30 protein-coding genes are annotated in these 25,203 nt (G+C 57.3%); 16 read left to right on the top strand and 14 right to left on the bottom strand.

Annotated features, from left to right (window positions below):
- Positions 1-7: 7 nt before the first annotated feature.
- The gene (gene dksA, locus CLM58_RS11720; RefSeq protein WP_095596100.1) at positions 8-430 is read right to left on the bottom strand and encodes an RNA polymerase-binding protein DksA; all 423 of its coding nucleotides are present in this window, start codon (positions 428-430) and stop codon (positions 8-10) included.
- 200 nt (positions 431-630) lie between these two features.
- Between dksA and CLM58_RS11715 the strand changes: the two genes are divergently transcribed.
- The 8 genes from CLM58_RS11715 to CLM58_RS11680 are packed head-to-tail and all read left to right on the top strand — an operon-like array spanning position 631 to position 6,305.
- A complete protein-coding gene (locus tag CLM58_RS11715; RefSeq protein ID WP_095596099.1) occupies positions 631-1,470 on the top strand; it encodes an AAA family ATPase in 840 nt (279 codons plus the stop codon).
- 7 nt (positions 1,471-1,477) lie between these two features.
- Positions 1,478-1,930 (top strand): GNAT family N-acetyltransferase, encoded by a 453-nt coding sequence (locus CLM58_RS11710; protein WP_095596098.1) that lies wholly within the window; start codon positions 1,478-1,480, stop codon positions 1,928-1,930.
- A gap of 3 nt (positions 1,931-1,933) precedes the next feature.
- Complete coding sequence (locus CLM58_RS11705; RefSeq protein ID WP_095596097.1) at positions 1,934-3,280, top strand: DUF2927 domain-containing protein; 1,347 nt, start codon at positions 1,934-1,936, stop codon at positions 3,278-3,280.
- Positions 3,277-3,441 (top strand): hypothetical protein, encoded by a 165-nt coding sequence (locus tag CLM58_RS17275; RefSeq protein ID WP_095596096.1) that lies wholly within the window; start codon positions 3,277-3,279, stop codon positions 3,439-3,441. The genes CLM58_RS11705 and CLM58_RS17275 overlap by 4 nt, the downstream gene beginning before the upstream one ends.
- Before the next feature lie 4 nt (positions 3,442-3,445).
- Positions 3,446-4,630: a vWA domain-containing protein gene (locus CLM58_RS11695; protein ID WP_095596095.1), complete on the top strand. Its 1,185-nt coding sequence runs from the start codon at positions 3,446-3,448 to the stop codon at positions 4,628-4,630.
- On the top strand, positions 4,631-4,981 hold the full coding sequence (locus tag CLM58_RS11690) for a hypothetical protein (RefSeq protein WP_095596094.1): 351 nt from the start codon (positions 4,631-4,633) through the stop codon (positions 4,979-4,981).
- A complete protein-coding gene (locus CLM58_RS11685) occupies positions 4,929-5,576 on the top strand; it encodes a DedA family protein (RefSeq protein ID WP_158221902.1) in 648 nt (215 codons plus the stop codon). Before CLM58_RS11690 ends, CLM58_RS11685 begins: the two co-directional genes overlap by 53 nt.
- A gap of 36 nt (positions 5,577-5,612) precedes the next feature.
- On the top strand, positions 5,613-6,305 hold the full coding sequence (locus CLM58_RS11680) for a M48 family metallopeptidase (protein WP_095596092.1): 693 nt from the start codon (positions 5,613-5,615) through the stop codon (positions 6,303-6,305).
- Here the strand turns inward: CLM58_RS11680 and CLM58_RS11675 are convergent.
- Together CLM58_RS11675 and CLM58_RS11670 are read right to left on the bottom strand one after the other, a co-directional pair.
- Positions 6,302-6,844 carry an RSP_2648 family PIN domain-containing protein gene (locus CLM58_RS11675; protein ID WP_095596091.1) on the bottom strand — a complete coding sequence of 181 codons (543 nt, stop codon included), beginning with the start codon at positions 6,842-6,844 and terminating at the stop codon, positions 6,302-6,304. The genes CLM58_RS11680 and CLM58_RS11675 overlap by 4 nt on opposite strands.
- A complete protein-coding gene (locus CLM58_RS11670) occupies positions 6,841-8,040 on the bottom strand; it encodes an RSP_2647 family RNA methyltransferase (protein WP_095596090.1) in 1,200 nt (399 codons plus the stop codon). Before CLM58_RS11670 ends, CLM58_RS11675 begins: the two co-directional genes overlap by 4 nt.
- A 159-nt stretch (positions 8,041-8,199) precedes the next feature.
- Here CLM58_RS11670 and edd point away from each other — a divergent pair, with 159 nt between their 5' ends.
- The 4 genes from edd to CLM58_RS11650 all read left to right on the top strand — a co-directional run bounded on the left by edd (position 8,200) and on the right by CLM58_RS11650 (position 12,786).
- Complete coding sequence (edd, locus tag CLM58_RS11665) at positions 8,200-9,990, top strand: phosphogluconate dehydratase (protein WP_373286798.1); 1,791 nt, start codon at positions 8,200-8,202, stop codon at positions 9,988-9,990.
- A gap of 10 nt (positions 9,991-10,000) precedes the next feature.
- The gene (eda, locus tag CLM58_RS11660) at positions 10,001-10,642 is read left to right on the top strand and encodes a bifunctional 4-hydroxy-2-oxoglutarate aldolase/2-dehydro-3-deoxy-phosphogluconate aldolase (protein ID WP_188720427.1); all 642 of its coding nucleotides are present in this window, start codon (positions 10,001-10,003) and stop codon (positions 10,640-10,642) included.
- Positions 10,643-10,949: 307 nt separating this feature from the next.
- Positions 10,950-12,137 carry a S8 family serine peptidase gene (locus CLM58_RS11655; RefSeq protein ID WP_095596088.1) on the top strand — a complete coding sequence of 396 codons (1,188 nt, stop codon included), beginning with the start codon at positions 10,950-10,952 and terminating at the stop codon, positions 12,135-12,137.
- A 64-nt stretch (positions 12,138-12,201) separates the two neighbouring features.
- The gene (locus tag CLM58_RS11650; RefSeq protein WP_095596087.1) at positions 12,202-12,786 is read left to right on the top strand and encodes a hypothetical protein; all 585 of its coding nucleotides are present in this window, start codon (positions 12,202-12,204) and stop codon (positions 12,784-12,786) included.
- A 13-nt stretch (positions 12,787-12,799) separates the two neighbouring features.
- Here the strand turns inward: CLM58_RS11650 and CLM58_RS11645 are convergent, their stop codons facing one another.
- From CLM58_RS11645 to CLM58_RS11605, 10 genes are all read right to left on the bottom strand, one after another.
- Positions 12,800-13,576 carry an enoyl-CoA hydratase-related protein gene (locus CLM58_RS11645; protein ID WP_095596086.1) on the bottom strand — a complete coding sequence of 259 codons (777 nt, stop codon included), beginning with the start codon at positions 13,574-13,576 and terminating at the stop codon, positions 12,800-12,802.
- A 73-nt stretch (positions 13,577-13,649) separates the two neighbouring features.
- On the bottom strand, positions 13,650-14,099 hold the full coding sequence (locus CLM58_RS11640) for a cytochrome c-type biogenesis protein (protein WP_095596085.1): 450 nt from the start codon (positions 14,097-14,099) through the stop codon (positions 13,650-13,652).
- The gene (locus CLM58_RS11635) at positions 14,096-16,066 is read right to left on the bottom strand and encodes a heme lyase CcmF/NrfE family subunit (RefSeq protein ID WP_095596084.1); all 1,971 of its coding nucleotides are present in this window, start codon (positions 16,064-16,066) and stop codon (positions 14,096-14,098) included. Before CLM58_RS11635 ends, CLM58_RS11640 begins: the two co-directional genes overlap by 4 nt.
- 89 nt (positions 16,067-16,155) lie before the next feature.
- Positions 16,156-16,290: a hypothetical protein gene (locus CLM58_RS17425; RefSeq protein ID WP_269843646.1), complete on the bottom strand. Its 135-nt coding sequence runs from the start codon at positions 16,288-16,290 to the stop codon at positions 16,156-16,158.
- A gap of 8 nt (positions 16,291-16,298) precedes the next feature.
- Positions 16,299-16,826: a holin family protein gene (locus CLM58_RS11630; protein ID WP_095596083.1), complete on the bottom strand. Its 528-nt coding sequence runs from the start codon at positions 16,824-16,826 to the stop codon at positions 16,299-16,301.
- Positions 16,817-17,428, bottom strand: coding sequence for a holin-associated N-acetylmuramidase (locus tag CLM58_RS11625; RefSeq protein ID WP_095596082.1), 612 nt, complete (start codon positions 17,426-17,428; stop codon positions 16,817-16,819). Before CLM58_RS11625 ends, CLM58_RS11630 begins: the two co-directional genes overlap by 10 nt.
- Positions 17,429-17,487: 59 nt before the next feature.
- Positions 17,488-17,934 carry a cytochrome c maturation protein CcmE gene (ccmE, locus tag CLM58_RS11620; RefSeq protein WP_095596081.1) on the bottom strand — a complete coding sequence of 149 codons (447 nt, stop codon included), beginning with the start codon at positions 17,932-17,934 and terminating at the stop codon, positions 17,488-17,490.
- Positions 17,935-17,945: 11 nt separating this feature from the next.
- Positions 17,946-18,974, bottom strand: coding sequence for an N-acetyl-gamma-glutamyl-phosphate reductase (gene argC / locus CLM58_RS11615; RefSeq protein ID WP_095596080.1), 1,029 nt, complete (start codon positions 18,972-18,974; stop codon positions 17,946-17,948).
- A gap of 52 nt (positions 18,975-19,026) precedes the next feature.
- Entirely contained in the window at positions 19,027-19,839 is an 813-nt protein-coding gene (locus CLM58_RS11610) for a glutamate racemase (RefSeq protein WP_095596079.1), read from the bottom strand.
- Entirely contained in the window at positions 19,839-20,732 is an 894-nt protein-coding gene (locus tag CLM58_RS11605) for a lysophospholipid acyltransferase family protein (RefSeq protein WP_229666110.1), read from the bottom strand. Before CLM58_RS11605 ends, CLM58_RS11610 begins: the two co-directional genes overlap by 1 nt.
- 290 nt (positions 20,733-21,022) lie before the next feature.
- On the opposite strand from CLM58_RS11605, the gene CLM58_RS11600 reads away from it, so the two are divergent.
- Positions 21,023-21,925 (top strand): LysR family transcriptional regulator, encoded by a 903-nt coding sequence (locus CLM58_RS11600; RefSeq protein WP_095597078.1) that lies wholly within the window; start codon positions 21,023-21,025, stop codon positions 21,923-21,925.
- Between the two features lie 136 nt (positions 21,926-22,061).
- Here CLM58_RS11600 and CLM58_RS17020 read toward each other — a convergent pair whose 3' ends face one another.
- The gene (locus CLM58_RS17020; protein WP_143226563.1) at positions 22,062-22,247 is read right to left on the bottom strand and encodes a hypothetical protein; all 186 of its coding nucleotides are present in this window, start codon (positions 22,245-22,247) and stop codon (positions 22,062-22,064) included.
- Between the two features lie 67 nt (positions 22,248-22,314).
- On the opposite strand from CLM58_RS17020, the gene purL reads away from it, so the two are divergent.
- The 3 genes from purL to grxD all read left to right on the top strand — a co-directional run bounded on the left by purL (position 22,315) and on the right by grxD (position 25,201).
- A complete protein-coding gene (purL, locus tag CLM58_RS11595; protein WP_095597077.1) occupies positions 22,315-24,474 on the top strand; it encodes a phosphoribosylformylglycinamidine synthase subunit PurL in 2,160 nt (719 codons plus the stop codon).
- 62 nt (positions 24,475-24,536) lie between these two features.
- On the top strand, positions 24,537-24,779 hold the full coding sequence (locus tag CLM58_RS11590) for a BolA/IbaG family iron-sulfur metabolism protein (RefSeq protein WP_095596078.1): 243 nt from the start codon (positions 24,537-24,539) through the stop codon (positions 24,777-24,779).
- 59 nt (positions 24,780-24,838) lie between these two features.
- Positions 24,839-25,201 carry a Grx4 family monothiol glutaredoxin gene (grxD, locus tag CLM58_RS11585; RefSeq protein ID WP_095596077.1) on the top strand — a complete coding sequence of 121 codons (363 nt, stop codon included), beginning with the start codon at positions 24,839-24,841 and terminating at the stop codon, positions 25,199-25,201.
- Positions 25,202-25,203: the final 2 nt, after the last annotated feature.

Genomic DNA, 25,203 nt, shown 5'->3' with positions numbered 1-25,203 from the left:
CACGGGATCAGTCGTCGCGATGGACCTTCTCGCGGCGCTCGTGACGCTCTTGCGCCTCAAGGCTCAGCGTGGTGGTCGGACGCGCATCCAGACGTTTCAGCGAGATAGGCTCGCCGGTGTCCTGGCAGTACCCGTATTCACCTTCGTCAATGCGGCGCAGCGCAGAGTCGATCTTACCAACCAGCTTGCGCTGACGGTCGCGAATGCGAAGCTCCAGCGCGCGATCGGTTTCCTCGCTTGCGCGGTCAGCCACATCGGGAATGTTGCGTGTACCATCCTGTAGGTGTTCGATGGTTGAACGGCTTTCATCCAACAGTTCAGCTTTGAGATGTTCCAGCTTGCGGCGGAAATACTCCAGCTGCATGTCATTCATGAAAGGCTCGTCCTCGGCAGGACGGTAATCGTCCGGCAAAAATACTTCAGCTTTCATACCTGCTCCTTGCTGCAGGCCGGTTTCAATATTCGTTTTTAAATCAGTCACCCGGCTCTCCTGCCGCTGCGTTTAGCGGAATGGACCCTTCTTGTCACTAGGCTTATAGATCAATCGTGGCATTTTTCTGCTCGTCGCTGGAAAGTGATTGGCAATACGCTTAGGAAGCGGGAAACAGATAGAAAAACAGGATCGAGCGCATGAAATTTAGCGGTACCGAAAGTTATGTGGCGTCAGCCGATCTGTCGCTGGCTGTGAATGCGGCGATCACACTGGAACGCCCATTGCTGGTCAAAGGCGAACCGGGAACCGGCAAAACAGAGTTGGCGCGCCAAGTCGCCGATGCCTTGGGCATGGAAATGATCGAGTGGAACATCAAATCCACCACCCGCGCAGCGCAGGGCCTGTATGAATATGACGCCGTCAGCCGGTTGCGCGACAGCCAGTTGGGCGATGAACGGGTGCATGACGTTGCCAACTACATCCGCAAGGGCAAGCTGTGGCAGGCGTTTGAGGCAGGCAAAAAAGTTGTTCTGCTGATCGACGAGATCGACAAGGCCGACATTGAATTTCCAAACGACCTTCTACAGGAACTCGATAAGATGGAGTTCCACGTCTACGAGACCGGTGAAACCATCCGCGCCAAGCAGCGTCCGGTGGTCATCATCACCTCGAACAACGAAAAAGAACTGCCCGACGCGTTTCTGCGCCGCTGCTTCTTTCACTATATCAGCTTCCCCGACGAAGAGACCCTTCGTCAGATCGTCGAAGTCCATCATCCCGGCATCAAGGACAGCCTGCTGACCACCGCCCTGACCCAATTCTACGAAATCCGTGACACAGGTGGGCTGAAGAAGAAGCCGTCAACCTCGGAAGTGCTGGATTGGCTGAAACTGCTTTTGGCCGAAGATCTGGACGCCGAGGACCTGAAACGCGGCGGCGCGAATGCTTTGCCCAAACTTCATGGCGCGCTCTTGAAAAACGAGCAGGACGTGCACCTGTTCGAACGTTTGGCGTTCATGGCCCGGCGCGAGCGGTAGATCCAAGATGGCGTTGCCGAACCTTCAAGTGCGTCCAATCGCCCCCTCGGACAAAGAGGCGTGGCACGCTCTTTGGCGGGCCTATCTGGAATTCTACGAGTCCGAAGTCTCGCCCGAAGTTTATGAAACCACCTTTGCCAGATTGGTCTCTGACGATCCGAACGAGTATCGCGGCCTGATTGCCGAGGTGGATGGAAAGCCCGTCGGGCTTGCGCATTATCTGTCGCACCGCCACTGTTGGCGCGTGGAAAATGTTGTGTATCTGCAAGACCTGTTTGCGGACCCCAAGGTCCGCGGCCAAGGTGTCGGACGCGCCCTTATTCAGGGGGTCTATGACGATGCAGATGCGCTTGGTGCCGGGGATGTCTATTGGATGACGCAGGATTTCAATACTGAGGCGCGAAAGCTTTATGACCGCATCGGTCGCCTGACCCCCTTCATCAAATATGTGAAGGGTTAGGCCATGCTTCGGAAGGCAGTTCTTTTGTGTCTGGCTCTTGGGGCCTGTGCGGCAGAGCCCCAAGCCCCAACAGCACAGCCTTCCGACCTTCCAGCGATGAAGCGGTTCTCGGGCGCGCCAACGCGCAGCTCTCCGCGCAGCAATACCGAGATCGCCGAAGACTTTCTTGATCTCGCCTTCCAGATGGAAAGCGGGCTGAAGCTGAAAAACATGTCCCGGTTTCAGGGCCCCGTGACATTGCGAGTGACCGGTAAGAAGCCCCCCACCCTTCAGACCGATCTGGACAACCTCATTTCTCGCCTGCGGCGCGAAGCGCGGATCGACATCCGAGAGGTTCCTGCCACACAGCCCGCGAATATCACCGTTGCAGTGGTTTCTCGATCGCAGATCGCGCGGGCCATTCCCGGTGCGGCCTGTTTCGTGATGCCCAATGTCAGCTCGCTGGAAGAGCTGCGGCGCAATCACCGGGCAGCATCTATGTCCTGGACCGCTTTGCAAGAGCGGACTTCGATGGCGATCTTCCTGCCGGGCGACGAAAGCCCGCAAGAAATCCGCGACTGTCTGAACGAAGAGATTGCACAGGCCTTGGGGCCAGTGAACGACCTGTACCGGTTGCATGACAGCGTCTTTAACGACGACAACATGCACACGGTCCTGACCAGCTTTGATATGCTGATCTTACGGGCCTTCTATGATCCCGCGATGCCCACGGGCCTGACGCGGAATGAGGCGGCAGCTCGAATTCCGGGTGTTCTGTCGCGGATCAATCCCACAGGCCGCGGCTACGGGGGCACCCCCCTTGCCGACACCCCCCGCACCTGGACCAACGCGATCGAGGGCGCCTTGCAGGCCTCGCCCGGGTCTTCCCGCGCGCAGCGTTCGGCAGAAACGGCTGTCAGGATCGCCGTGAATGCTGGCTGGAATGACGGTCGTCTGGCCTTCAGCCAGTTTGTGCTGGGCCGTGCGCTGATCGGGCGCGACAATGAAAACGCCGCACGCTTCTTGCTTTTGTCCGAGAAGACATATGTCGGTTTGGGCCGCACTGACCTGCAGGCCGCCCATGTCAGCTTGCACCTGTCAGCCTTTGCTTTGGCCACTGGCCAGTACGACGTGGTTCTGGACCGCGTGGACCACTATTCCCGTGTTGTCTCGGGCCACCAGAACGCCGCGCTACTTGCCAAGATGCTGATGCTTAAGGCCGAGGCGCTGGACCGCCTGAACCGAGGGGATGCGGCAAAGAAAGTGCGGCTCGACAGTCTGGGTTGGGCGCGATATGGCTTCGGCTCTGAACAGAAAATACGCGCCGAACTGCGCGAGATCGCCGCAATCGGCAAAGGGAGCACCTCATGATCTTTTACGCTGCAACATTCATCGGCGCTGTCTATGGGGCTTTCCTTGCGAAACGCCGTGGCGGCAAAGGGCTTGATATGCTGCAATACGCGGCGGGTTTCGGCATTCTGTTCGCGATCATCGGCCTATTCATCACGCTTGGCATCAACCGTTTCGGATAAACTGATGTTCCTGCGCTTTTTTGAAACGCTACGCGAAACCGGGGTGCCGGTGTCTTTGCGTGAGTTTCTGAGTTTCCTCGAAATTCTGAAGCGCGGGCTGGCGACCTACGACGTCGAAGCTTTCTATTACCTCGCCCGTATCTCGATGGTTAAGGACGAGCGTCATCTTGATCGCTTTGATCAGGCCTTTGCGAAGACCTTCGAGGGAATGGAAGCCATCGAACTTGGCGATGTGTTGGAGGCGTTAGAGCTGCCCGAAGACTGGCTGCGCAAGATGGCCGAAAAGCACATGACATCCGAAGAGATGGCCGAGATTGAATCCCTGGGCGGGTTCGACAAGCTGATGGAGACGCTGAAAGAGCGTTTGAAAGAACAGCAAGGTCGCCATCAGGGCGGAAACAAGTGGATCGGCACCGCGGGGACCTCGCCCTTTGGCGCCTATGGTTACAACCCGGAAGGCGTTCGGATTGGTCAAGACAAAAGCCGCCACCAGCGCGCGGTAAAGGTCTGGGACAAGCGCGAATTCCGCAATCTTGATGACACCATCGAACTGGGCACACGCAACATCAAGGTCGCGATGAAACGCCTGCGCAAATGGGCACGTGACGGGGCGCATGAAGAGCTGGATCTTGATGAGACCATCAAGGCGACCGCTGATCACGGCTATTTGGACGTCAAGACACGACCCGAACGAAGAAACGCTGTTAAGGTGTTGATGTTCTTGGATGTTGGCGGATCAATGGACCCGCATATCAAGATGGTCGAAGAACTGTTTTCGGCGGCAAAAACCGAATTCAAGCATCTCGAATACTATTACTTCCACAACTGCCTTTATAACGGCGTCTGGCGCGATAACGTCCGCAGATGGGACCAGCAGACACCTACCGCCGAGGTGCTGCGCACCTATGGCAGTGACTACAAATGCATCTTCGTGGGAGACGCCAGCATGTCACCCTATGAGATCTTTGCCCCCGGCGGCGCGAACGAGTTCTGGAACGAAGAACCCGGCGAAGTCTGGCTGCAACGCGCCCGCCAGCAATGGCCGCATCACATCTGGCTGAACCCGGTACCGGAACGCCATTGGCAATACACCCAATCCGTCACAATGATCCGCGAGATATTCGAAGATCGCATGGTCCCCCTCACCCTTGAAGGGATCGAACGCGGGATGAAAGAACTGGGGCGCTAGATGTCGGCACTCGGGTACCTCTGGCACAAGCACAAAGGCGCCCTGATCGCATTGGCATTGGCGCTGGTGGTGACCCTGTTCTTCGCGGTACGCATTGTTGCACAGTGGATCTATTGGACTGATCCCGCCCACCGGGATCAGCAGATCGAAGGCTGGATGACCGCTGGATACATCGCGCACTCTTACGCTGTGCCGCGGGATGTCATCCGCGACGCCCTTCCCGCGGACGTGCCTACCGGAAAACATATGCCTCTAGATCGGATCGCCGCTGAAAACGGTATTCGCCTGACGGTATTGATTGACGGGCTATACGCTGCAATTGAAGCTGAAAGAGCTGCAATTGACCGATAGCCTGCTTAGCCTTGTGTCGGTCTACGGGGTCTGGGTGTTGGGGATCAGCATCTTCCTGTCCTGCATGGCCGTGCCTCTTCCCACGTCACTGTTGTTACTGGTGACAGGCGGTTTCATCGCCGGCGGCGAAGTCACCCTGACGCAGGCTTTGCTGGTCGGTTCGATTGGCGCCATTAGCGGGGATCAGGCGGCCTATCTCGTTGGACGATATGGCGGAAAGCTATTGCTCGACCGGTTTGCAAGGGCCCCGCATAGGCGAAAACTTGTCGATAAGGCCTCTAATCTTTTGCACAAAAGAGGCTTTCTGACGGTGTTCTTCACGCGTTGGCTGGTGGCCCCGCTTGGCCCCTATGTAAACCTTGCAGGAGGCGCGAGCGGATTGAGCCACCGACAGTTCTCTTTGGGGTCAATCAGCGGGGAACTGGTTTGGGTCTTTGGCTACATCGGAATTGGCTATGCTTTTTCCAGCAGTATCTCACTTGTGTCGGACATTCTCAGCAACGCGACAGGGTTGTTGGCCGCTGCCTGCGTCGTTGTTGGGCTGCTGTTCTGGTTGCGCGCGGCACTGCACCAGCGACCTGATGCAAAAAGCTGAATTGCCCTTTGGCCCTTGCGCCCCCATATTCAAACTATGTTGAAGCTGACCCCAATCCTGCTGGCCGTTCTGTATGGCTTTTTCATGTACCGCTTTTCCGCGTGGCGGACTGCGCGGGAACTGGATGCACAGTCCACCGAACTGGCGGACCCTCTGTTGAAAGTTCTGACCGACCAGATGGCGCGGGCTTTGGATATCAAGCGCATCCCGGTCCATATCTATGAGGTCGAGCCTGTCAACGGACTTGCCGCCCCTGACGGGCGCATCTTCATCACGCGCGGGTTCTTCAACAAGTATCGCGCCGGAGAGGTCACAGCAGACGAGTTGGCCTCGGTCATCGCGCACGAGCTGGGCCACGTGGCCCTTGGCCATTCACGCCGCAGGATGATCGACTTTTCCGGTCAGAACGCGCTGCGTACAGCGCTTGGCATGATCCTATCGCGCTTTCTGCCGGGCTTTGGTGTCTATGTCGCAAACTTCCTGACCACCCTTTTGGCGGCCCGCCTATCACGCGCAGACGAGTATGAGGCCGACGCCTATGCCTCGGCCCTATTGGTGAAGTCAGGCATTGGGACGGCTCCGCAGAAATCTTTGTTCGGTAAGCTGGAAGGCCTGACCAAGCAACGCGGTGGTGCAGTGCCCGCATGGCTGATGAGCCACCCGAAGACGGAAGAACGCATTCAGGCGATCGAAAATCTGGAAGCCAGATGGAACGTGGCGGCCACCTAGGTGGCCAAGGCCTTCCCCAGTCGCGGAAGCCGGGCCTTTTTCAACAATTTACGCAGGTCCCAATGCTGTCCTGAAAGCCGTTCAGCTTCGGCATGGACACGGGTAACCGCGGCCAAGACCTTGTCGGGGTTCTGTTGCCAAAGCTCGAACAGGAAATGGTCTGGGCCATCCCGTAAAATTCCTTCTTCGGCCAAGGTGTTGCGCGGAAAATCCTGCGCGTTGAAGGTAAGCAGAAGATCAGCCGACCCCGCAATCGCGGCTGCCAGAACGTGGATGTCATGTTCATCCGGCAACCAAAGCCGCGCCAGATCAGCCTCTTTGGGCAGAACTTCGGCGCCGGGCCAGTTGGCCTTGAGCAACGCGATTTCTGCCCGTGCCTGAGGCTCTCCTTCTCGCCCCAACTTCCTAGCCGCGCGGGCCCATTCTTCTAGGATACGCGGCGACCAGAGGGGGGTAAAAAGCCCCTCTTTCGCGACGTTTAGCAGAACCTCACGCGTGACGGTTGGGTACAGAACGCAAGCGTCCAGCAACACCTTCATGGCAGCAGCCGATAGAACAGCGCTTTCAGATAACCGCTTTCGGCCAGTTGCGGCATCAGAGGGTGATCCGGCCCTGCAAATCCGGTGTGGATCAGTTGAGCAGAACGCCCTGCCCGCCCGATCCCCCGGTTACAGGCCGTGCGAAACTTCGTCAGGTCCGCAGCGTGGGAACAAGAGCACAGCGCCAGATACCCCTCGGGGCGCACCAGCGGGGCCGCCAAACGCGCGATGCGTTCGTAGGCTCGAAGACCGGCATCTAGGGATTGTTTGTTTGGGGCAAAGGCCGGCGGGTCGCAGATTACGACGTCAAAGGTTTCACCTTCCTCGGCAAGCGCTTCCAGCGTTTTGAAGGCGTCTCCTTTACGCGTGGCAAACCGATCGGCAGCACCCATCGCCTGTGCGCCCTGCTCTGCTAGTTCAAGCGCAGCGGCAGAACCATCAACAGCCGTCGCATGGCTGGCCCCGCCTGCGAGGCTGGCCAAAGAAAACCCGCCAACGTGGGAAAAGACATCCAGCACCCGCGCCCCATCTGCCAGCCGGGCAGCAAAAGCGTGGTTGGGTCTTTGGTCGAAGAACAGCCCGGTTTTCTGGCCGCCAAGCAGGTCTGCCATATAGGTCGCGCCATTCATCGGAACCGGGATCGGCCCGTCAACAGCGCCGGTCATGACCGTAGTCTCTTCGTCCAACCCCTCCAACGCACGGGCCCGCCCCGTCGCATTCTTGATTACACAGCTTGCCCCGGTGACCTTGGCCGCTGCCGCAGCAAGCGGCTCGATCAATGTATCTGCCCAAGCAGAGTTCGGCTGGATCACCAGCGTGTCACCGAACCGGTCGATGATGACGCCGGGAAGCCCGTCGGCCTCTGCATGAACCAAGCGATAGAACGGCGCGTCAAACAGTCGTTCGCGCATCTTCAAAGCCCGCGTCAGTCGCGCGGCGAACCATGCCTCGTCAATCTCGGCGTTTGGGTCAGCGTCCAAGACACGCGCGATGATCTTGGAATTCGGATTGACGCCGACCAATGCGATCGGCTCGCGATCCGCGTCTTCAAGAACAGCAATCGTTCCCGGCACCATCGCCTTGGTGCGGCGATCGGTAACGGCTTCATTGGCAAAAACCCAAGGTGCGCCACGGCGAAGCGGGCGGCTATCGGTTTTGGGGCGCAGGCGAATAGTGGGGCGAGTTAAATCGGTCATACCGCGTACCTAAAGGCTTCGCCTCGTCCGCAAAAGACCCAATCTTTTCCTTCGCCAGTTGCGACAATCACGACACGACCTTTCGCTTGTCGTGTTAGCGCTAACGTGTTACAGAGGCGCCAAGCTTAAGAACGGAGAGTTCCCGTGTCGCTGAACAGCATGATCGCAAAAGTCACCGACGATATCATTCGCCGGTCTGAACCGACCCGCCGCGCCTACCTAGACCAGATGGATGCGCTAGCCAAAACCGGCCCTGCCCGTGGTCACCTTGGGTGCTCAAACTTGGCGCACGCTTATGCAGCGATGGGTGACGACAAGACGACGCTGGTCGCCGATCGGGCACCCAACCTTGGCATTATCACTGCCTACAATGACATGCTGTCGGCCCACAAGCCGTATGAGACCTACCCCAACCTGATAAAGGAAGCCGCCCGTAAGGTCGGCGCCACTGCGCAAGTCGCCGGCGGTGTACCGGCAATGTGTGACGGGGTCACACAAGGTGAGATCGGGATGGAGATGTCGCTGTTCTCACGCGACACCATCGCCATGGCGGCCGCGATTGGCCTGAGTCACAACACCTATGACGCCGCGCTGTTCTTGGGCGTCTGCGACAAGATCGTGCCGGGCCTTGTGATGGCCGCCGCCAGCTTTGGCCATATCCCTGCGGTTTTCCTGCCTGCAGGCCCCATGACCAGTGGCTTGCCGAACGAAGAAAAGGCCGAGGTTCGCAAACAATTCGCCCGTGGCGAGGTGGGCCGCGACGAGCTTATGAAAGCCGAAATGGCCGCTTATCACGGTGTCGGCACCTGTACTTTTTACGGCACGGCCAATACCAACCAGATGCTGATGGAATTCATGGGGTTACACCTGCCGGGATCTTCCTTTGTGAATCCGGAAACACCCTTGCGCGACGCGCTGACGGTTGCAGGCACGGAACGCGCGCTTGAAATCACCGGGCTGGGCAATGACTTCCGCCCGGCAAGCCAGGTTCTGGATGAGAAAGCATTCGTAAACGGCATGGTCGGCCTGATGGCCACCGGTGGTTCGACCAACCTTGTCCTGCACCTGCCCGCCATGGCCCGCGCCGCCGGGATCATTCTGGACATCGACGATTTCGCACAACTTTCGGCCGTTACCCCGTTGATGGCCAAGGTCTATCCCAACGGTTTGGCCGACGTGAACCACTTCCACGCCGCAGGCGGTCTGGGCTTCATGATCAAAGAGCTTCTGAACGCGGGCCTTCTGCATGCGGACTCGACCACGATCGCGGGTCAGGGTCTGGAGGACTACTCCAAGGAACCCAAACTGATCGACGACAAGCTGGTTTGGACCGATGGCGCCGGGGAAACCCTGAACGACAAAATTCTGCGCCCCGTCAGCGATGGGTTCCAGAAGACCGGCGGCCTTCAAAGCCTTGATGGCAACATCGGGCGCGCGGTCATCAAGATCTCGGCCGTTGCCGAAGAGCGCCGCTTTATCGAGGCCAAGGCCCGTGTCTTCCACGATCAGGAAGGCGTCAAAGCGGCCTTCAAAGCTGGCGAATTCACCGAGGACACCATCGTGGTCGTCCGCTTCCAAGGCCCGAAATCCAACGGTATGCCCGAACTGCACGGCCTGACCACACCGCTTAGCGTGTTACAGGACCGCGGCCTGAAGATCGCGCTGGTCACCGACGGTCGGATGTCTGGCGCCTCGGGCAAAGTGCCCGCCGCGATCCATATGTCGCCAGAGGCCGCAGATGGCGGTGCCATCGCCAAGATCAGGGATGGTGACCTGCTGCGCCTTGACGCCGAAAGCGGCGAGTTGGTCAACCTGACCGAAGGCTTCGAGGACCGCGAGGCTGCGGTTGCAGACCTGACGGCCAACGCGCATGGTCTTGGCCGCAACCTGTTCCAAAACTTCCGCAATCACGTCAGCCCGGCCACGTCCGGCGCCAGCCCCATCGTCTGAGGACATTGAAATGACTCCCCAAGAAGCCAGCAAATTCACGTCAGAGCTTTGCCGCCGCGCCCCGGTTGTGCCGGTTCTGGTGGTAGACGATGTCGCCCACGCCCGCCCCTTGGCAGAGGCGCTGATCGAAGGCGGCCTGCCCGCACTCGAGGTCACCCTGCGCACCCCCGTCGCCTTGGATGTCATTCGCGAGATGGCACAGGTTGAAGGCGGCGTTGTCGGCGCAGGCACCCTGCTGACGCCCCAAGACGTTGTGAATGCTGTTGAAGCAGGCGCGAAATTCGGCGTTTCGCCCGGTTCGACTGACCGGCTGCTGGACGCCTACGAAGCAAATGACCTGCCAACGTTACCCGGGGCTGCAACATCAACCGAAGCCATGCGCCTTCTGGAACGCGGCTATTCTGCTCAGAAGTTCTTTCCGGCAGAGGCGAATGGTGGCGTTCCGGCCCTGAAAGCCATCGGCGCACCGATCCCGCAGGTCAGCTTTTGCCCGACCGGTGGTGTAACACCCCAAAACGCGCCTGATTACCTTGCCCTGTCGAACACCATGTGTGTCGGTGGGTCGTGGGTCGCTCCCAAGAAGCTTGTGCTTGCGGGCGATTGGAAAGCCATCACAGAACTGGCAGCAGAGGCCGCAGCGCTGGCGTCCTAGCAGCCGAACGAGGCTCGGCTCCAAGCTTGACCCTCAAAGACTGGCAAACTGCCTCTTCACAAATTCTCTTTTGGTCCCGCATCCAAGATGTGGGGCCTCAGCTTTTTTGAGAATCGCAAAATGGCGCCTTGTTTATTAAAAATAAGAAGTTTTCGAGCCGCTTGGTGAAACACTCGCCTTTCGAAGCCACTATTTTGCACTCCCTCAATACAGTCGCTCACCAAACAATTCGTCAATTTGGGAGGTAATGTTTTCTGTGGTATCTTAAATGTGGCTTTTTTTTGTCAATTACTAAGGGGATGTGTTGATGACCTTTTCCGAATTTTTGAAAAGCGGGTTTATGGCCGCGGCAGCATTTACAATTTTGACGTCAGACGCAGAAGCCAAACCGGTTTCTTGCGCGGATGATCCAACGCAGAAGAAGTGCAAAGGTGGGGATGATGACGGAGACACTACTCCGCCGCCTCCGCCCCCAACTGGAACGACCGCTGATCTTAACTGGATGCATTCGGACGTTGGTTTGGCACATGACGAAAATTGGACTGGTGTCGGAAGCCGGATCACCGTAGTCGACGACTTTCTGTCAGGCAGCACGATCAAAGGCCGACTAGAAGTCGGCGGCAGTCTCGGGGAACTCTCTGACCGCACTCACGGGGAATGGACCTCTCTTATCGCAAGCCTGGTCGCCCCCGGTGCTGACTTTGAAGACAACATGAAGATCGACTTCAACAGCTCTGCAGTTCCAACTTGGGACCCCAACAAGTTCGACGTGGTGAACCTGAGCTATGGCATCACCGCCCGTGCGTCCTTTGCTGGCGTCTTCAATGACTGGTCTTATCTCGGAGCACCACATGAGGCTGTCCTGCAAGCTGTAGATGGGAACCTTGCCCTAGCTGTGCAATCTGCAGGAAACGACGGCAATGACGTTGCAATAGGTGACACTGTAAAGGGCAAGATCGATGTTTTCGGTCAGCAATTCGTGCGCATTATTGAAGTTGATGACGTGATAGATGAGACGACCGGTCTCTACACCTACATGGCACCGGTCATCTTTGCCGGTGCGCTGGAATGGAACCCTGACGGTGCGGAGGGCGACGATATCGACGGTGAATTTAACACTGAAGCCATCGCGTCTTATTCCACCATCGCCGGTACGAACGTAGATGTTCAAAACCACTATCTGCTAGTCGGTGTCGAGGGAGGTCGCACTGCGACCGATGCGTTGGCGAACTATGGATCGGACTGTGGGAGCGTCAATAACGGAACGTGTCTCTATGGAACGTCGTTCGCCGCTCCTATTATTACCGGTTACGCTGCGATTGTTGCTCATAAATTCACGGATGTTGAAAGTTTGACACCTCCAGCACCCAGTCTAGTGGCGCAGCAACTTTTGGATTCTGCACGCATAACGACGATCACCGATTACAGTCCGGCAATCCATGGGCGTGGCGAGGCCTGTCTGTCCTGCGCGCTAGCTCCGATTGGCGCGCAGTAGGCCCAAACCGAAACCAATTCGTCGCTGAGCGTTCATCGACTGACGGTCAGCGGCATCTAACGATATGAGAGCTTTCAAACCTAAACATCTTACAGCTGCTCTTTGGCTTACATGGTCATTAGGCCTGTTTGCCTCTACAGCCAATGCTCTGGAGATATGGGAAAACACTGTTTTGGCCGGTATCTACCAAAGTGGCAATTCCACGACCGTTCAGGATGCAAGCTGGGGAGCCTTACCACTGCGTGACGGCTCAGAGATCCCACTGAACGAATGGTATTCAGACGACGCTCGGGATTGGCACGTCACCTTTCTGACATCGCTTTCTCAAAACTTTGGAATAATTTGGGGGCTGGGCATCGGTGAAGAGGGCGAAAAATACCGCATAGATCCAAGCCTGACGCTCGGCTTTATCTACAATGAGAAACTCAGCGATTCCAGCAGTCTCTCGCTTCGGTTCACAGCGGTTTTAGGAGGCCACCTAAACGAAAGACCCTGCACAGCAAACTATGGCGCTATTGGTGGTGTTCAACAAGTTAACTGTAGGTTTGCTGCAACCCCATTGCGTCCAGCCGACACACTAGATCTGTTATTTGATGAAGCACCGCGCGAAGAGGTCCAGCTTAGCGTAGTTTACAAGTACAAGTTTTAAGCGGCCTTTGCCCTTAGCGGCCTTCGTATTTCGCAGGGCGTTTTTGCAGGAAGGCCATCACGCCCTCTAGGAAATCGTGGGTCTTGCCCAGCTTTCCCTGATACCGCGCTTCGACTGCCAGCTGTTCTTCCAAAGTGTTCTCAAAACTTTGTCGCAGCGCCTTCTTGACCCGGCCATAGGCAACAGTCGGGCCCACGGCCAGCTTCGCCGCCCGAGCCCGCCAGTGGGCGTCAAACTCTGCATCGGGAACCGCTTCCCAGATCATACCCCAGTCACTCGCCTGCTGCGCCGAGATCGGCTCGGCGAACAGGGCCGCGCCCATTGCCTTGGAGATCCCCATTTGACGGGGCAGCCAATAGGTGCCACCGGCATCCGGCAGCAGTCCGATCCGCGTGAAGGCCTGAAGAAACGTGGCGCTTTCGGTGGCGATTACAACATCAGCGGCCAGCGCCAGATTGGCCCCTGCCCCGGCAGCCGCGCCGTTCACTGCTGAAATTGTCGGGATCTTGCAGTCGTAGATGGTTTTGAGCATGGGCTCATACTCATCGCGCAGGGCCCGCTCCAGATCGAGTGTCGCAGCATTAACGCCATCGGCAAGGTCTTGCCCAGAACAGAAGCATTTCCCTGCCCCCGTCATCACCAAGACCCGTGCACTTTTCTCTGCCTGCTTCACGGCATCCAGAATTTCGGCGCGCATCTGGGTGTTCAGCGCGTTCATGACGTCGGGCCGGTTCAACGTCAGTACCGCAACATCCTCGGCAATAGAAAGCTGAATCATCTGGTAAATCATGAACGGACTCCGCGACTTGTTATATCCTGTCGACCATAGATGCTTTGCCTGCCATTAAAAGCAGAACGCGGGGTCATTCGCCCATGATTTCCTTCAGGCGCGCCTGTTCCTCATCGGTCAGATCGTCAGAGGTTTGAGCCGAACGACGGCGAGAGCGGACAAACATGGCCCCTGCCCCAATCGCCAGCAGCAAAACAATCGGACCAGTCGCCCACAGAACAAGGTTCGCCCCACCAGTGGTCGGCTTTAGCAGAACGTATTCACCATAGCGATCCACGACAAAGTCGATCACCTGGTCATTGGTGTCACCCGCTACAAGACGCTCTCTCACCAAAAGGCGAAGGTCTTTGGCCAGATCGGCGTTTGACTCGTCGATGCTTTCGTTACGACAAACCAAGCAGCGCAGCCCCTTTGAAAGCTCTCTGGCCCGCTCTTCTAGTTTCGGATCGGCCAGGATTTCATCCGGTTCAACCGCCAGAACTGGGGTCACCAAAAGCGACAGGATCAGGATAAGGCGTTTCATTCCGCAGGCACCCCTTGGGTCGGCTTCACTGCCTTTGCGGCTCCCGCAGCAACGCGATAACGACGATCCGACAAGCTGAGCAGACCTCCAAGGGCCATTACGATCGTTCCCAGCCAAATCCAGTTAGCCAGCGGTTTGATATAGGTCCGAACGGCCCAGCTTCCGTCAAGCTGGCGGTCGCCAAGAACCACATACACATCCCGCAGGAACCCGTTGTCGATACCGGCCTCGGTGGTGGGCATTCCGGCTACGGGATAGACGCGCTTTTCGGGGCGCAACTCTGTGACAGCTACGCCTTCCTTAATCAACGAAACGAACCCCGTCGTCGCGAAATAGTTCGGGCCGCGAAGTTCTTGCACATCGTTCAAACGCAGTTCGTAACCGGCCACGTCGAAAGTCTCACCAATTGCGACGACGCGGACGTCCTCGACTTCCCATGCCAGCAGACCAGCAATACCCAGTATGGTGATTCCAAAACCGCTGTGCGCAACCGACTTGCCCCAATCGGCACGCGGCAAGCGCCACAGGCGCGCAAAACTTCCTTTGCGGCCCGTCCGGCTCCACAGATCAACCGCAGCACCCGCGACCAGCCAAGTACCAAGGAAGATACCGATCGGCCCAAGCGCACTGCGTCCGGTCTGCATTGCCCATGCCAAAGCAGCGATGGCCAAAGCCAGCGCAAAGGCCCAACGCAACTGCTTCAACGCCCGACCCAGTCGGCCGCGTTTCCAAGGCATGATGGCGCCTACCGGAAGGATCAGCGCCAAAATCACCATAAAAGGAGTGAAGGCAGTGTTAAAGAACGGGGGGCCCACCGACAGCTTGCGGTCCATGAACAACTCGGCAAAGAGCGGCCATAGCGTGCCGACGAAAACCACCATGCAGGACACGGCCAGCAGGATGTTGTTGGCCACCAACATGGTTTCGCGGCTGACCACGCCAAAGACACCCTTCGCCTGCATGATGCTGGCCCGCGCGGTAAACAGCGTCAGCGCGCCGCCCATGAAGAAGGCAAGGATGAACAGGATGAACATGCCCCGTTCAGGGTCATTCGCGAATGCGTGGACCGAGGTAATTACACCAGATCGTACGATGAACGTCCCGATCAAAGAGAACCCAAAGGCGGTGATTGCCAACAGGATGGTCCAGCTTTTCAGAACCTCACGCTTCTCGACCACGATGGCAGAATGCAACAGGGCTGCAGCGATCAGCCAAGGCATGAAACTGGCGTTTTCAACCGGATCCCAGAACCAGAAACCGCCCCAGCCCAGTTCGTAATAGGCCCACCAACTGCCCAGACCGATCCCGATCGACAGGAACAGCCATGCGGCCAGCGTCCAAGGGCGCACCCAACGGCCCCAAGCTGCATCCACGCGGCCCTCAAGCAGCGCGGCGACGGCGAATGAGAAACAGATCGAAAGTCCGACGTAACCCAAATACAGGAACGGAGGGTGGAACGCCAAACCCGGGTCTTGCAGCAGTGGGTTCAGGTCTTGGCCGTCGAACGGCGGCTGCGCCAACCGCTGGAACGGGTTTGAGGTGAACAGAACAAAGGCATAAAACGCCACCCCAACAGAGGCCTGTACGCCCAGTACCCGTGCCCGCAGGCTGGGTGGCAGGTTACCGCCAAACCACGCAGCAGTCGCGCCAAACAGGGCCAGAATCAGCACCCAAAGAAGCATCGAGCCTTCGTGGTTCCCCCAGACACCCGAAATCTTGTACAAAAGCGGCTTCGCGGTGTGAGAGTTCAAAACGACCAAGCGCAACGAAAAGTCCGAAGTCACAAAGGCATAGGTCAGCGCGGCAAACGAGCCCGCAACCAAGATGAACTGCGCGGTCGCCGCAGGTTCAGCCACAGCCATCCAACTGCGCCACCCTTTATGGGCACCGATTAAGGGAACAACCGTCTGCACAATGGCGACGGCGAAGGCGAGGATCAGGGCAAAGTGGCCAAGTTCTACTATCATGGCGCAGACATTAGGCCGTCTTGCAGGCAAGGCCAATGAGGCAATTGCCGCAGGACGCCCTAAATCACGCAAATTTCAATAAGGCGGCCCTAGCTGATTAGCTGAAACACCGTCAGCAACGTCGCCGCAGACAAGAAAGACAGATCCAAGACAGTGGATTCGTGGTCTTCTGGATACCAGTCAACGTAGACGCTTAGCATCAGGGCTGCGGTAAGTACGGGCATCAGAACGGTCATTGTTCGGACCTCCAGTCTTCCAGCGCCGGGTTTGGTCCGGTTTGATAAGTGGCACCATTTTCCAACGCCTCCAACGCGCGTAGATTTCCATGCACAACTTGGGTTCTTCCCAAGGTTTCTGCGATAGATCGCTGAAACTCCTGCCCTTTTGCCTGATGACGTGCCCCGAAATAGAAGCTGATGATCGCACCCAACAGCCACCAAAGCGGCTCTGGCACCAGCGATATCCCCTGCATCCGCGCCGAGAACCAAACCGGGTTCACCATCGCTGCCACAAACAAGCCAATCGTGCCGAAAGCCATCGCAGGACGCGGCAATCGGTTCAGCCCGTCGATAAAGCGATCAAACCGCGACACCCGGTTGCCCCCGAACTCACTGGCGAACTGGTTCAAAGCAGCAACCTGCCAATCCGCAGCTCTTACTGCCCCGTTTTCAGAGTTCTCTCGGAAAACCTCGGCCGTTTCGCGCACCACATTCCGACCGTTACCGAACAGCAAGGTCAACAGTCCTTCAATCACCCCCATGATGCGACCCTCGCAGCATGTTCGGCGTGGGTCAGATGATAGCGGGCCGAAATGAACTCTTCCGCCCGACGGATCCAGCCACCTTTTCCACCATCACGTCGGCGCGCATATTTGCGGCTTGCCGGACGTCTGTCGGCCAAAGCGTAGTAATAGTTCCGGCGCGCGATCCCATAAGCATCAACCAAATGGTTCGGCGCAGTTGCATAGGCCGTTTCAGCAGCCAAGATTGTCTTCGGGCCAATGACACCGTCCACCTCAAGAGCATGGCCCATGTCATTGAGAAGGCGCTGTAAAATGCGAACAGAATTGGTGCCCGCATTGACATACATGTCGAAAACAGACGCCTGCAACGCCTCTGGTAACGCATCCAGTCGCGGGTGGTGAAAATAGTCTTTCAGAAAGATTTTCCGGGCCTGACTGCGGCTAAGTTTACGCACATCCCGCGCATCAACCCGACCATCGCGGTTCAGGTCCAGACCTAACCGCTTCATTGTGTGAATAGTCACGCCGTGGTTTGTCGCCCCTCCCGGATCGTCGGGGTCATCCACAAAACCGCCCTCGCGGGAAATGATCTCATCGGCAATTGACGTGATACGATCCATCCTGAACCCTCGCTTTTTGCAGTGGGTTCAGGCTGAAGCCGTTGGGGTTAATCCGAAATTTACGAGCCGTCCGGCTCGACGTATGTGCCTTGTTCTTTCAAGGCATCAATGACCTCTTTCGGCATATAGGTCTCGTCATGTTTGGCAAGAATTTCAGAGGCTTCAAAGACACCGTTCACGTATTTTCCGGTGCCGACCATCCCCTGATTTTCCTCAAACAGGTCGGGCAGGATACCTGTGTAGACCACCGGAACCTCGGCCCCGCCGTCGGTTACTTTGAACCGGATGGTCTCGCCCTGACCGCGTTCAAGCGACCCTTCCGCGACCAGCCCGCCAATTCGGAATACTTCGGTCGGCTTCGGCGGTTCGGCCACAATCTGGCTCGGCGATCGGAAGAAGTTGATACCGTCCTGCAGCGCATAACCGATCATGCCGGTCGCTACGGCCAGCGCCACAAAGGCCAGCACGATGATCTGGATACGACGTTTCTTCTTCAGCCCACGCATCTGCGTTCCTCCTACGGGAAGACCGGGGCCAGCATCAGCCCGGTTTCTTCCGGCTCACCCAACATCAGGTTCGCGTTCTGCAGCGCCTGTCCCGACGACCCCTTTGTCAGGTTGTCGAGCGCCGCAACCACAATCACGCGGCCTTCGATCCGGTCCGTAATCACCCCGATATGAACGAAGTTAGAGCCGCGGATATGCTTGGTCGAGGGCAACTGCCCCATCGGCAGAACCTCGATGAAGGTTTCGCCTTCATATTTATTGGCCAGCGTTTGATGCACAACTGCGGCATCGCCGCGCACATAGACGGTCGCCAGAATGCCTCTGTTTGCCGGGATCAGATGCGGTGTGAATTGAACCTGCACCGGACGACCGGCGAGTTTCGAAAACTCTTGGTCAAATTCGCCAAGGTGACGGTGCGTGCCGCCAGCCGCATAGGCGTGATAGCCCTCGGACAGCTCTGCGTGCAGCAGGTTTTCCTTCAAAGAGCGCCCCGCCCCGGAAACGGCCGCCTTTAGATCAATCAGGATTTCATCCAGATCGATAACACCTGCTTCAACCAGCGGAGATAGCGCATATTGGCCAGTCGCAGCGTTACAGCCAGTACCTGCCACCAGACGCGCCTGCTTGATCTCTTCACGATAGAATTCGGTTAGGCCATAGACGGCCTCTTTCTGCATCTCTAGCGCCGAATGCGGTTTGCCGTACCACTTTTCATAAGCAGCCGGGTCACGCAGACGGAAGTCGGCAGACAAGTCCACGATCTTCAAAGTGGTCGGAAGCTGCGAGATCACCGACTGGCTTGTGGCATGCGGCAAGGCGCAGAAGGCCAGATCCACGCCAGAGAAATCGATCTCTTCGATCTTTACCAAGTTCGGCAAATCAAGATGGCGCAGATGCGGGAATACCTCTGCCATCGCCATACCGGCCTTTCGGTCCCCCGAAAGTGCGACGATTTCCATCGACGGATGGGTAGCGATGAGCCGGACAAGCTCTGCCCCGGTGTAGCCCGAGGCGCCGAGGATGGCGATTTTATGTGTCATGGTCTTTTCCTGTGCTTACACGGGATTTAGGGCAGAAAGACGCCTATCGCAATCAGGCGGCGTGAAACTCTACTTTGCGTCTCAGGAACTGAGTGGCTTTGTCGGAAACCACCGCGGGATCGCCCGTCGTAAGGTTAAGCGAAACTTTGCCGGGCCCGATCATTTCAGGGTGCCGTTCAAGATAGTCGGCAAGACTGTCCGCCACGAGGTTCGCCTGAGAGAACACGCGCACGTCGTCCCCCAAGGCCTTCTGGAAGGTCTTTTCCATCAATGGGTAATGAGTGCAGCCCAAGATAGCGGCTTCTGGATGCGGCATACGACGCTTCAAAGCTTCGACATGGCTGCGGACAAGGGCCTCTGCGAGGATCTCGTCCCCCTCTTCGATCGCGTCGACGACACCACCACATGGCTGCGCCTCGACATCGACACCGATCGCGCGGAACGCCAGCTCGCGCTGGAACGCACGGCTTGCTACCGTCGCGGGCGTTGCAAACAGGGCGACATGCTTGGTTTCAACTTCGCGCGGCGGAGAATTATCGCCCCACTGGCGCTCTGTCAGCGCCTCGATCAATGGCACGAAAACGCCAAGCACCCGCTTATCTTCGGGGATCCAGCCATCCTGCATCCGCCGCAAGGCGGCCGCACTGGCGGTATTACACGCAAGGATCACAAGATCGCACCCGGCTTCCCAAAGGCGTTCGACCGCTGCGGTGGTCAGGTTATACACATCATCCGCGTCCCTTACCCCGTAAGGCGCGTGAGCGTTGTCGCCCAGATATACAATCGGAACATCAGGCAACCGCTTGGTTACCGCATCCCAGACGGTCAACCCGCCCAGTCCTGAATCAAAAATGCCGACAGCCATCAGTCTTTGTGCTTTTCTTCAAACTCGTAGCCATGAGCATAAGACTGCAACGGAACGGGGGAAAGCGCATAAGTCGCCTTGCGCAAAAATTCCATCAGGGCTTTGGGGTCACCGGCAAAGCTTTGAAGTTCAGAACGATCCAAAGGCTCGCCAATGACCAGCTTTACTGGCTCATCGACCCTGCGCCCGAACTCTCGGATCAGTAGCGACAGGCGCAGCGTCGGACTGACCCGACTTGCCAACTGAAAGATGCGCGAATTCGTGCCCTCGAAGAAAATCGGGATCACCGTCGCATCGGATTTTGCAATCATCCGCGCGGTAAAGCTGCGCCAGCGCGGGTCCATCGCACGAGAGAATGGCTTGCGAGAGGTCGAAACCGTCCCGCCCGGGAACACGCCGATTGCGCCACCTTGAGACAAGTAATTCAGCGAATAGCGGCGGGTTTCGATGTTTACCCGCTGTGCCTCGCGCGTTTCGTCAAAGCTTATAGGCAGGACAATACGGTTCAACTCTTCCGCCTTACGGAAGACCGTGTTCGCCAGAATTCGAAAATCGCCGCGCCGCGTGGACAGGATATGCCCCATGATCAGCCCATCCAGAATGCCGAAAGGATGGTTCGCGACCAGAATGACGGGCCCTTCGGCAGGAATGTTGTCCAGCCCGCCGGCCAGAATGTCCATCGACAGCCCGTAACGTTCGATCATGACCTGCCAAAAGTCCCGCCCCTGCGCGACTTCGGTCTCATAGCCAGCCGCCCGGCGGATCAGGCTTAGCCTGCCCGTCGCGTTTTCGGTCAACCGGATCAGTTTTTGCCCAACGGTAGAACTTGCCGAGCTGGCATAACTGATTTCACGGGTTGCTTCTTGGCGTATTTCGTCGATCTTCGTCATCATTTCGAAGCCACATAGTCATATTTGTCAGACAGGACCAGTGAAACTGGCCACTAGAAACAAGCGCGGCGAATATCACTTTGTTACTTTTTAGCCATCCGATCACTTTTTTTTTGACGACAAGCTTTGCGTTTGAACCTTCTCCCGCATATTTGTAGAACAAGCACCCTTCGGTCATGCGCGACAAGACAACCCGTTGATTTTAAACAAGCGGATGTCGTGCAACCTTTAACGTGGACAAATTGCAGGAGGAGGCGAACGCGGGTCAAACGCCCAACAGCCTCACTTACGGAATGGATTGGGATAAACTTAGAATCTTCCATGCAGTCGCCGATGCCGGCAGCCTTACACATGCGGGCGACACCCTGCATTTGTCGCAATCAGCGGTCAGCCGTCAGATTCGTGCGCTGGAAGAAAGCCTGAACACCACACTGTTCCATCGCCATGCACGCGGGTTGATCCTGACCGAACAAGGCGAACTTCTATTCGACGCCACCCGGTCGATGTCCAAGCGCCTCGATACGGCGGCCGCTCGCATCCGCGACAGCGAAGATGAGGTCTTCGGCGAACTTCGTGTGACCACCACAACGGGCTTTGGATCGCTGTGGTTGGCCCCTCGTTTGTGGAAGCTGTACGAAGAGTACCCGGACTTGAACATTGATCTGATGCTTGAAGAGCGCGTGCTTGATCTGCCCATGCGCGAAGCCGACGTCGCCATCCGGATGAAAGAACCAAGCCAGGCTGATCTCGTCCGGAAGAAAATCATGTCCGTCAGGATGCGGCTATACGCTGACGCGGACTATCTGGAAAAACACGGTTCGCCCGAGAAGCTGGAAGATCTCGTCGACCATCGTTTGATCTGTCAGAACGTAAATTCTGTCCAAGTCAGCGCCGGCTCGACACTGGTTCAGGAAATTCTATCCTACGAACCGCCGTCGACCCTGCGGGTGAACAACTACTACGGTGTTCTGAAAGCCACCCAAGCGGGCCTTGGGATCGGCGTTCTGCCTGACTATGTTATCTCTGATTTCCCAAAACTGATCCGAGTCATGCCGGATGTGGAAAGCAACGAGGTACCGGTTTTCCTTGCCTACCCCGAAGAGCTTCGGCACTCAAAACGCATAGCTGTCTTTCGGGATTTCGTGGTTTCAGAGATCATGGAACACCGTAAACGCCTGAAAGAAGAGCAAGAATAGCGCTATCTGCCTAGAATTTACCTCACATAAAACTGTGAGCCATGCGCAACAGTCATAGCGGCTATGTTTGCTCCCGCAGCATTTTTTTCTTGATCGAAAAAGATTTGCCTCATATTTCGGTTCTTGAAGACGGCAGCTAGGCTGCTTCTTTACCTCCCTGTTGGACTTTGGCCGAGCTTTGTCTCGGCCTTTTTTTTGGCCCTCTGTCAGCCGTCAAATTCAAAGCCGACCAAGATATAGGCATCGACAACCCATCCTTGCCCCAAGAAACGGCAATATATTGATTGTCAGATTTCAACGTTTTTCCTGCTGTTTTCGCCATCTGGGACTTCCCCCCGGCGCTTGCTTGCACTAAACCCACGCGCAATCACGCAAGAGGATCCATGCGCATGCAAGAGCCAGCCATCACCGAAGAGCTGATTGAATCCCACGGTCTGAAGCCCGAGGAATATGCCGAAATTCTGCGACTGCTAAATCGCGAACCCACGTTTACCGAACTCGGTATCTTCTCAGCTATGTGGAATGAGCATTGCTCGTACAAGTCTTCGAAGAAGTGGCTGCGCACCCTGCCGACCGATGGCCCGCAGGTAATCTGTGGCCCGGGCGAAAACGCGGGTATCGTAGATATCGGCGACGGTCAGGCCGTGGTCTTCAAAATGGAAAGCCACAACCACCCGTCGTACATCGAACCCTACCAAGGGGCGGCCACGGGTGTTGGCGGCATCCTGCGCGACGTGTTCACCATGGGCGCGCGTCCGATTGCGGCAATGAACTCTCTGTCGTTTGGCGAGACCACCCACCCCAAAACCAAATCGCTGGTTAATGGTGTGGTCGAAGGCATCGGCGGTTATGGCAACTGTTTCGGCGTTCCGACTGTTGGCGGCGAAGTACGGTTCCACTCTGCCTATAACGGCAACTGCCTAGTGAACGCATTCGCTGCAGGTCTGGCGGACGCAGACAAGATTTTCTATTCGGCGGCGTCCGGCGTGAACATGCCAGTCGTCTACCTTGGCGCAAAAACCGGCCGTGACGGCGTTGGTGGCGCGACCATGGCCTCGGCCGAGTTCGACGACACCATCGAAGAAAAGCGACCCACCGTTCAGGTTGGCGACCCTTTCACCGAAAAGCGCCTGATGGAAGCTACGCTGGAGCTGATGGAAACCGGCGCTGTGATTTCGATCCAGGACATGGGCGCAGCGGGCCTGACCTGCTCTGCCGTTGAAATGGGTGACAAGGGCAACCTTGGTGTTCAACTGGATTTGGAATGCGTCCCGCAGCGGGAAGAGAACATGACAGCCTATGAGATGATGCTGTCGGAATCCCAGGAACGCATGCTGATGGTCCTGAAGCCCGAGAAAGAGGCTGAAGCCCGCGCCGTGTTCGAAAAATGGGATCTGGATTTTGCCATCGTGGGTCACACGATCGACGAGGACCGCTTCCTGATCAAACACAACGGCACCGTGATGGCCGACCTGCCGTTGAAGGCTCTGTCCGGCACCGCGCCTGAATACGACCGCCCGTGGGTCCCGACCCCGGAGGCAGCTCCGCTTGCCGACGTGCCCAGCATCGACCCGATCGAGGGGCTGCGCGCCCTCATCTCGTCGCCCAACTACGCGGGCAAGCAGTGGGTTTATGAACAGTATGACAGCCAGGTTATGGCCGACACGATCCGCAAGCCCGGTTTGGGTGCTGGCATCGTCCGCGTGCACGGCACCGACAAGGCGATCGCCTTCACCAGCGACGTGACCCCGCGCTATGTCAAAGCCAACCCGACCGAGGGCGGCAAGCAAGCCGTGGCCGAAGCATACCGCAACCTAACAGCTGTCGGCGCCCTGCCCTTGGCAACCACCGACAACCTGAACTTCGGCAACCCTGAAAAGCCCGAGATCATGGGCCAGTTCGTCGGCGCCATCAAAGGCATCGGTGAAGCGGTCGCCGCGCTGGATATGCCGATCGTGTCGGGCAACGTGTCACTTTATAATGAGACAGACGGACAAGGCATTCTGCCGACACCGACCATCGGTGCTGTTGGTCTGATCAAACACACCGACGATCTGATTGCCGGTCTGGCCTCGGAAGGCGACGTCGCATTGGTCATCGGCAAGACAAATGGCCACCTTGGTCAATCCGCCCTGCTGGCCGAAGCCTTTGGCCGTGAAGACGGTGACGCGCCCCACGTTGATCTGAACGCCGAGAAGAAAAACGGTGAGTTCCTGCGTGCCAACGGCAAGCTGATCTCTGCCGCGACCGACCTTGCGGATGGTGGGCTTGCTTTGGCTGCCTTCGAGATGTCTGAAGCCGCTGGTGTAGGCGTAGCCCTCGACAGCGGCGACACTGCGACCCTCTTTGGGGAAGATCAGGCTCGCTATCTGGTGGCTTGCTCGGCAGACGCGGCCGAAGCTTTGGCAGCCGCCGCCGCCGATGCCGGCGTCACGGTCGAAGTTGTTGGCAGCTTTGGTGGGGACACCATCAAGCTTGGCGATCAAGAGGCTCCTCTGGCCGATTTGGCTGCGACTTTCCGCGGCGCTTTTGCCAACGCAATCGCATGATGGTTGCGCCCACCCCGGGCGCACCCTACATTTCCTTTTGAAGACGTAAGAAGGAAACGCCGATGCCTATGCAGGCCCATGAAATCGAAGCCGCGATCCGGGCAAAATTCCCGGAAGCAACGATCAACATCACCGACCTTGCCGGAGACGGCAATCACTGGGCGGCCGAGGTGATCGACGAAAGCTTCCGTGGCCAGAACCGCGTTCAACAGCAACGCGCCGTCTACGCCGCACTGAAAGACGAAATGGCTGGCAGCAACGGAAACCTGCATGCTCTGGCCTTGACCACCAAGGTGCCGGAATAACACATTCGCACCAGTTTTCGGGAAGGCTTTCCCGACAGACCCATTTTTCGGAGACCGCTATGACTGACACAGCGACCCAAATCAAAGAAATGAACGACACCAATGATGTGGTGCTCTACATGAAAGGCACCAAAACCATGCCTCAGTGCGGCTTCTCGCAGCGCGTGGCAGGTGTGTTGAACTTCATGGGCGTCGACTTTGCTGACGTAAACGTTCTGGCCGATGAAGAAATTCGTCAGGGCATCAAAGACTTCAGCGACTGGCCGACGATCCCTCAGCTATACGTTAAAGGTGAATTCATCGGCGGCTGCGATATCGTCACCGAAATGACCTTGTCGGGCGAACTGGACAAACTGTTCGACGACAATGGCGTTGCCTACAACAAAGAGGCCGCAGACAAGATCCGCGAAGCCAACGCCTAAGG

It is taken from the genome of Actibacterium pelagium, from assembly GCF_002285415.1.
In the GTDB taxonomy this organism is placed as follows: Bacteria; Pseudomonadota; Alphaproteobacteria; order Rhodobacterales; family Rhodobacteraceae; genus Actibacterium_B; species Actibacterium_B pelagium.
Note: the sequence above shows the minus strand (reverse complement) of the source record. Positions and strands in the feature narration are given on the sequence as shown.

Excerpts from the sequence above, each read along its gene's own strand:
- dksA (WP_095596100.1), bottom strand. The coding sequence starts at position 430 with ATGAAAGCTGAAGTATTTTTGCCGGACGATTACCGTCCTGCCGAGGAC.
- CLM58_RS11715 (WP_095596099.1), top strand. The coding sequence starts at position 631 with ATGAAATTTAGCGGTACCGAAAGTTATGTGGCGTCAGCCGATCTGTCG.
- CLM58_RS11710 (WP_095596098.1), top strand. The coding sequence starts at position 1,478 with ATGGCGTTGCCGAACCTTCAAGTGCGTCCAATCGCCCCCTCGGACAAA.
- CLM58_RS11705 (WP_095596097.1), top strand. The coding sequence starts at position 1,934 with ATGCTTCGGAAGGCAGTTCTTTTGTGTCTGGCTCTTGGGGCCTGTGCG.
- CLM58_RS17275 (WP_095596096.1), top strand. The coding sequence starts at position 3,277 with ATGATCTTTTACGCTGCAACATTCATCGGCGCTGTCTATGGGGCTTTC.
- CLM58_RS11695 (WP_095596095.1), top strand. The coding sequence starts at position 3,446 with ATGTTCCTGCGCTTTTTTGAAACGCTACGCGAAACCGGGGTGCCGGTG.
- CLM58_RS11690 (WP_095596094.1), top strand. The coding sequence starts at position 4,631 with ATGTCGGCACTCGGGTACCTCTGGCACAAGCACAAAGGCGCCCTGATC.
- CLM58_RS11680 (WP_095596092.1), top strand. The coding sequence starts at position 5,613 with ATGTTGAAGCTGACCCCAATCCTGCTGGCCGTTCTGTATGGCTTTTTC.
- CLM58_RS11675 (WP_095596091.1), bottom strand. The coding sequence starts at position 6,844 with ATGAAGGTGTTGCTGGACGCTTGCGTTCTGTACCCAACCGTCACGCGT.
- CLM58_RS11670 (WP_095596090.1), bottom strand. The coding sequence starts at position 8,040 with ATGACCGATTTAACTCGCCCCACTATTCGCCTGCGCCCCAAAACCGAT.
- edd (WP_373286798.1), top strand. The coding sequence starts at position 8,200 with ATGATCGCAAAAGTCACCGACGATATCATTCGCCGGTCTGAACCGACC.
- eda (WP_188720427.1), top strand. The coding sequence starts at position 10,001 with ATGACTCCCCAAGAAGCCAGCAAATTCACGTCAGAGCTTTGCCGCCGC.
- CLM58_RS11655 (WP_095596088.1), top strand. The coding sequence starts at position 10,950 with ATGACCTTTTCCGAATTTTTGAAAAGCGGGTTTATGGCCGCGGCAGCA.
- CLM58_RS11650 (WP_095596087.1), top strand. The coding sequence starts at position 12,202 with ATGAGAGCTTTCAAACCTAAACATCTTACAGCTGCTCTTTGGCTTACA.
- CLM58_RS11645 (WP_095596086.1), bottom strand. The coding sequence starts at position 13,576 with ATGATTTACCAGATGATTCAGCTTTCTATTGCCGAGGATGTTGCGGTA.
- CLM58_RS11640 (WP_095596085.1), bottom strand. The coding sequence starts at position 14,099 with ATGAAACGCCTTATCCTGATCCTGTCGCTTTTGGTGACCCCAGTTCTG.
- CLM58_RS11635 (WP_095596084.1), bottom strand. The coding sequence starts at position 16,066 with ATGATAGTAGAACTTGGCCACTTTGCCCTGATCCTCGCCTTCGCCGTC.
- CLM58_RS17425 (WP_269843646.1), bottom strand. The coding sequence starts at position 16,290 with ATGCCCGTACTTACCGCAGCCCTGATGCTAAGCGTCTACGTTGACTGG.
- CLM58_RS11630 (WP_095596083.1), bottom strand. The coding sequence starts at position 16,826 with ATGGGGGTGATTGAAGGACTGTTGACCTTGCTGTTCGGTAACGGTCGG.
- CLM58_RS11625 (WP_095596082.1), bottom strand. The coding sequence starts at position 17,428 with ATGGATCGTATCACGTCAATTGCCGATGAGATCATTTCCCGCGAGGGC.
- ccmE (WP_095596081.1), bottom strand. The coding sequence starts at position 17,934 with ATGCGTGGGCTGAAGAAGAAACGTCGTATCCAGATCATCGTGCTGGCC.
- argC (WP_095596080.1), bottom strand. The coding sequence starts at position 18,974 with ATGACACATAAAATCGCCATCCTCGGCGCCTCGGGCTACACCGGGGCA.
- CLM58_RS11610 (WP_095596079.1), bottom strand. The coding sequence starts at position 19,839 with ATGGCTGTCGGCATTTTTGATTCAGGACTGGGCGGGTTGACCGTCTGG.
- CLM58_RS11605 (WP_229666110.1), bottom strand. The coding sequence starts at position 20,732 with ATGATGACGAAGATCGACGAAATACGCCAAGAAGCAACCCGTGAAATC.
- CLM58_RS11600 (WP_095597078.1), top strand. The coding sequence starts at position 21,023 with ATGGATTGGGATAAACTTAGAATCTTCCATGCAGTCGCCGATGCCGGC.
- CLM58_RS17020 (WP_143226563.1), bottom strand. The coding sequence starts at position 22,247 with ATGGCGAAAACAGCAGGAAAAACGTTGAAATCTGACAATCAATATATT.
- purL (WP_095597077.1), top strand. The coding sequence starts at position 22,315 with ATGCAAGAGCCAGCCATCACCGAAGAGCTGATTGAATCCCACGGTCTG.
- CLM58_RS11590 (WP_095596078.1), top strand. The coding sequence starts at position 24,537 with ATGCCTATGCAGGCCCATGAAATCGAAGCCGCGATCCGGGCAAAATTC.
- grxD (WP_095596077.1), top strand. The coding sequence starts at position 24,839 with ATGACTGACACAGCGACCCAAATCAAAGAAATGAACGACACCAATGAT.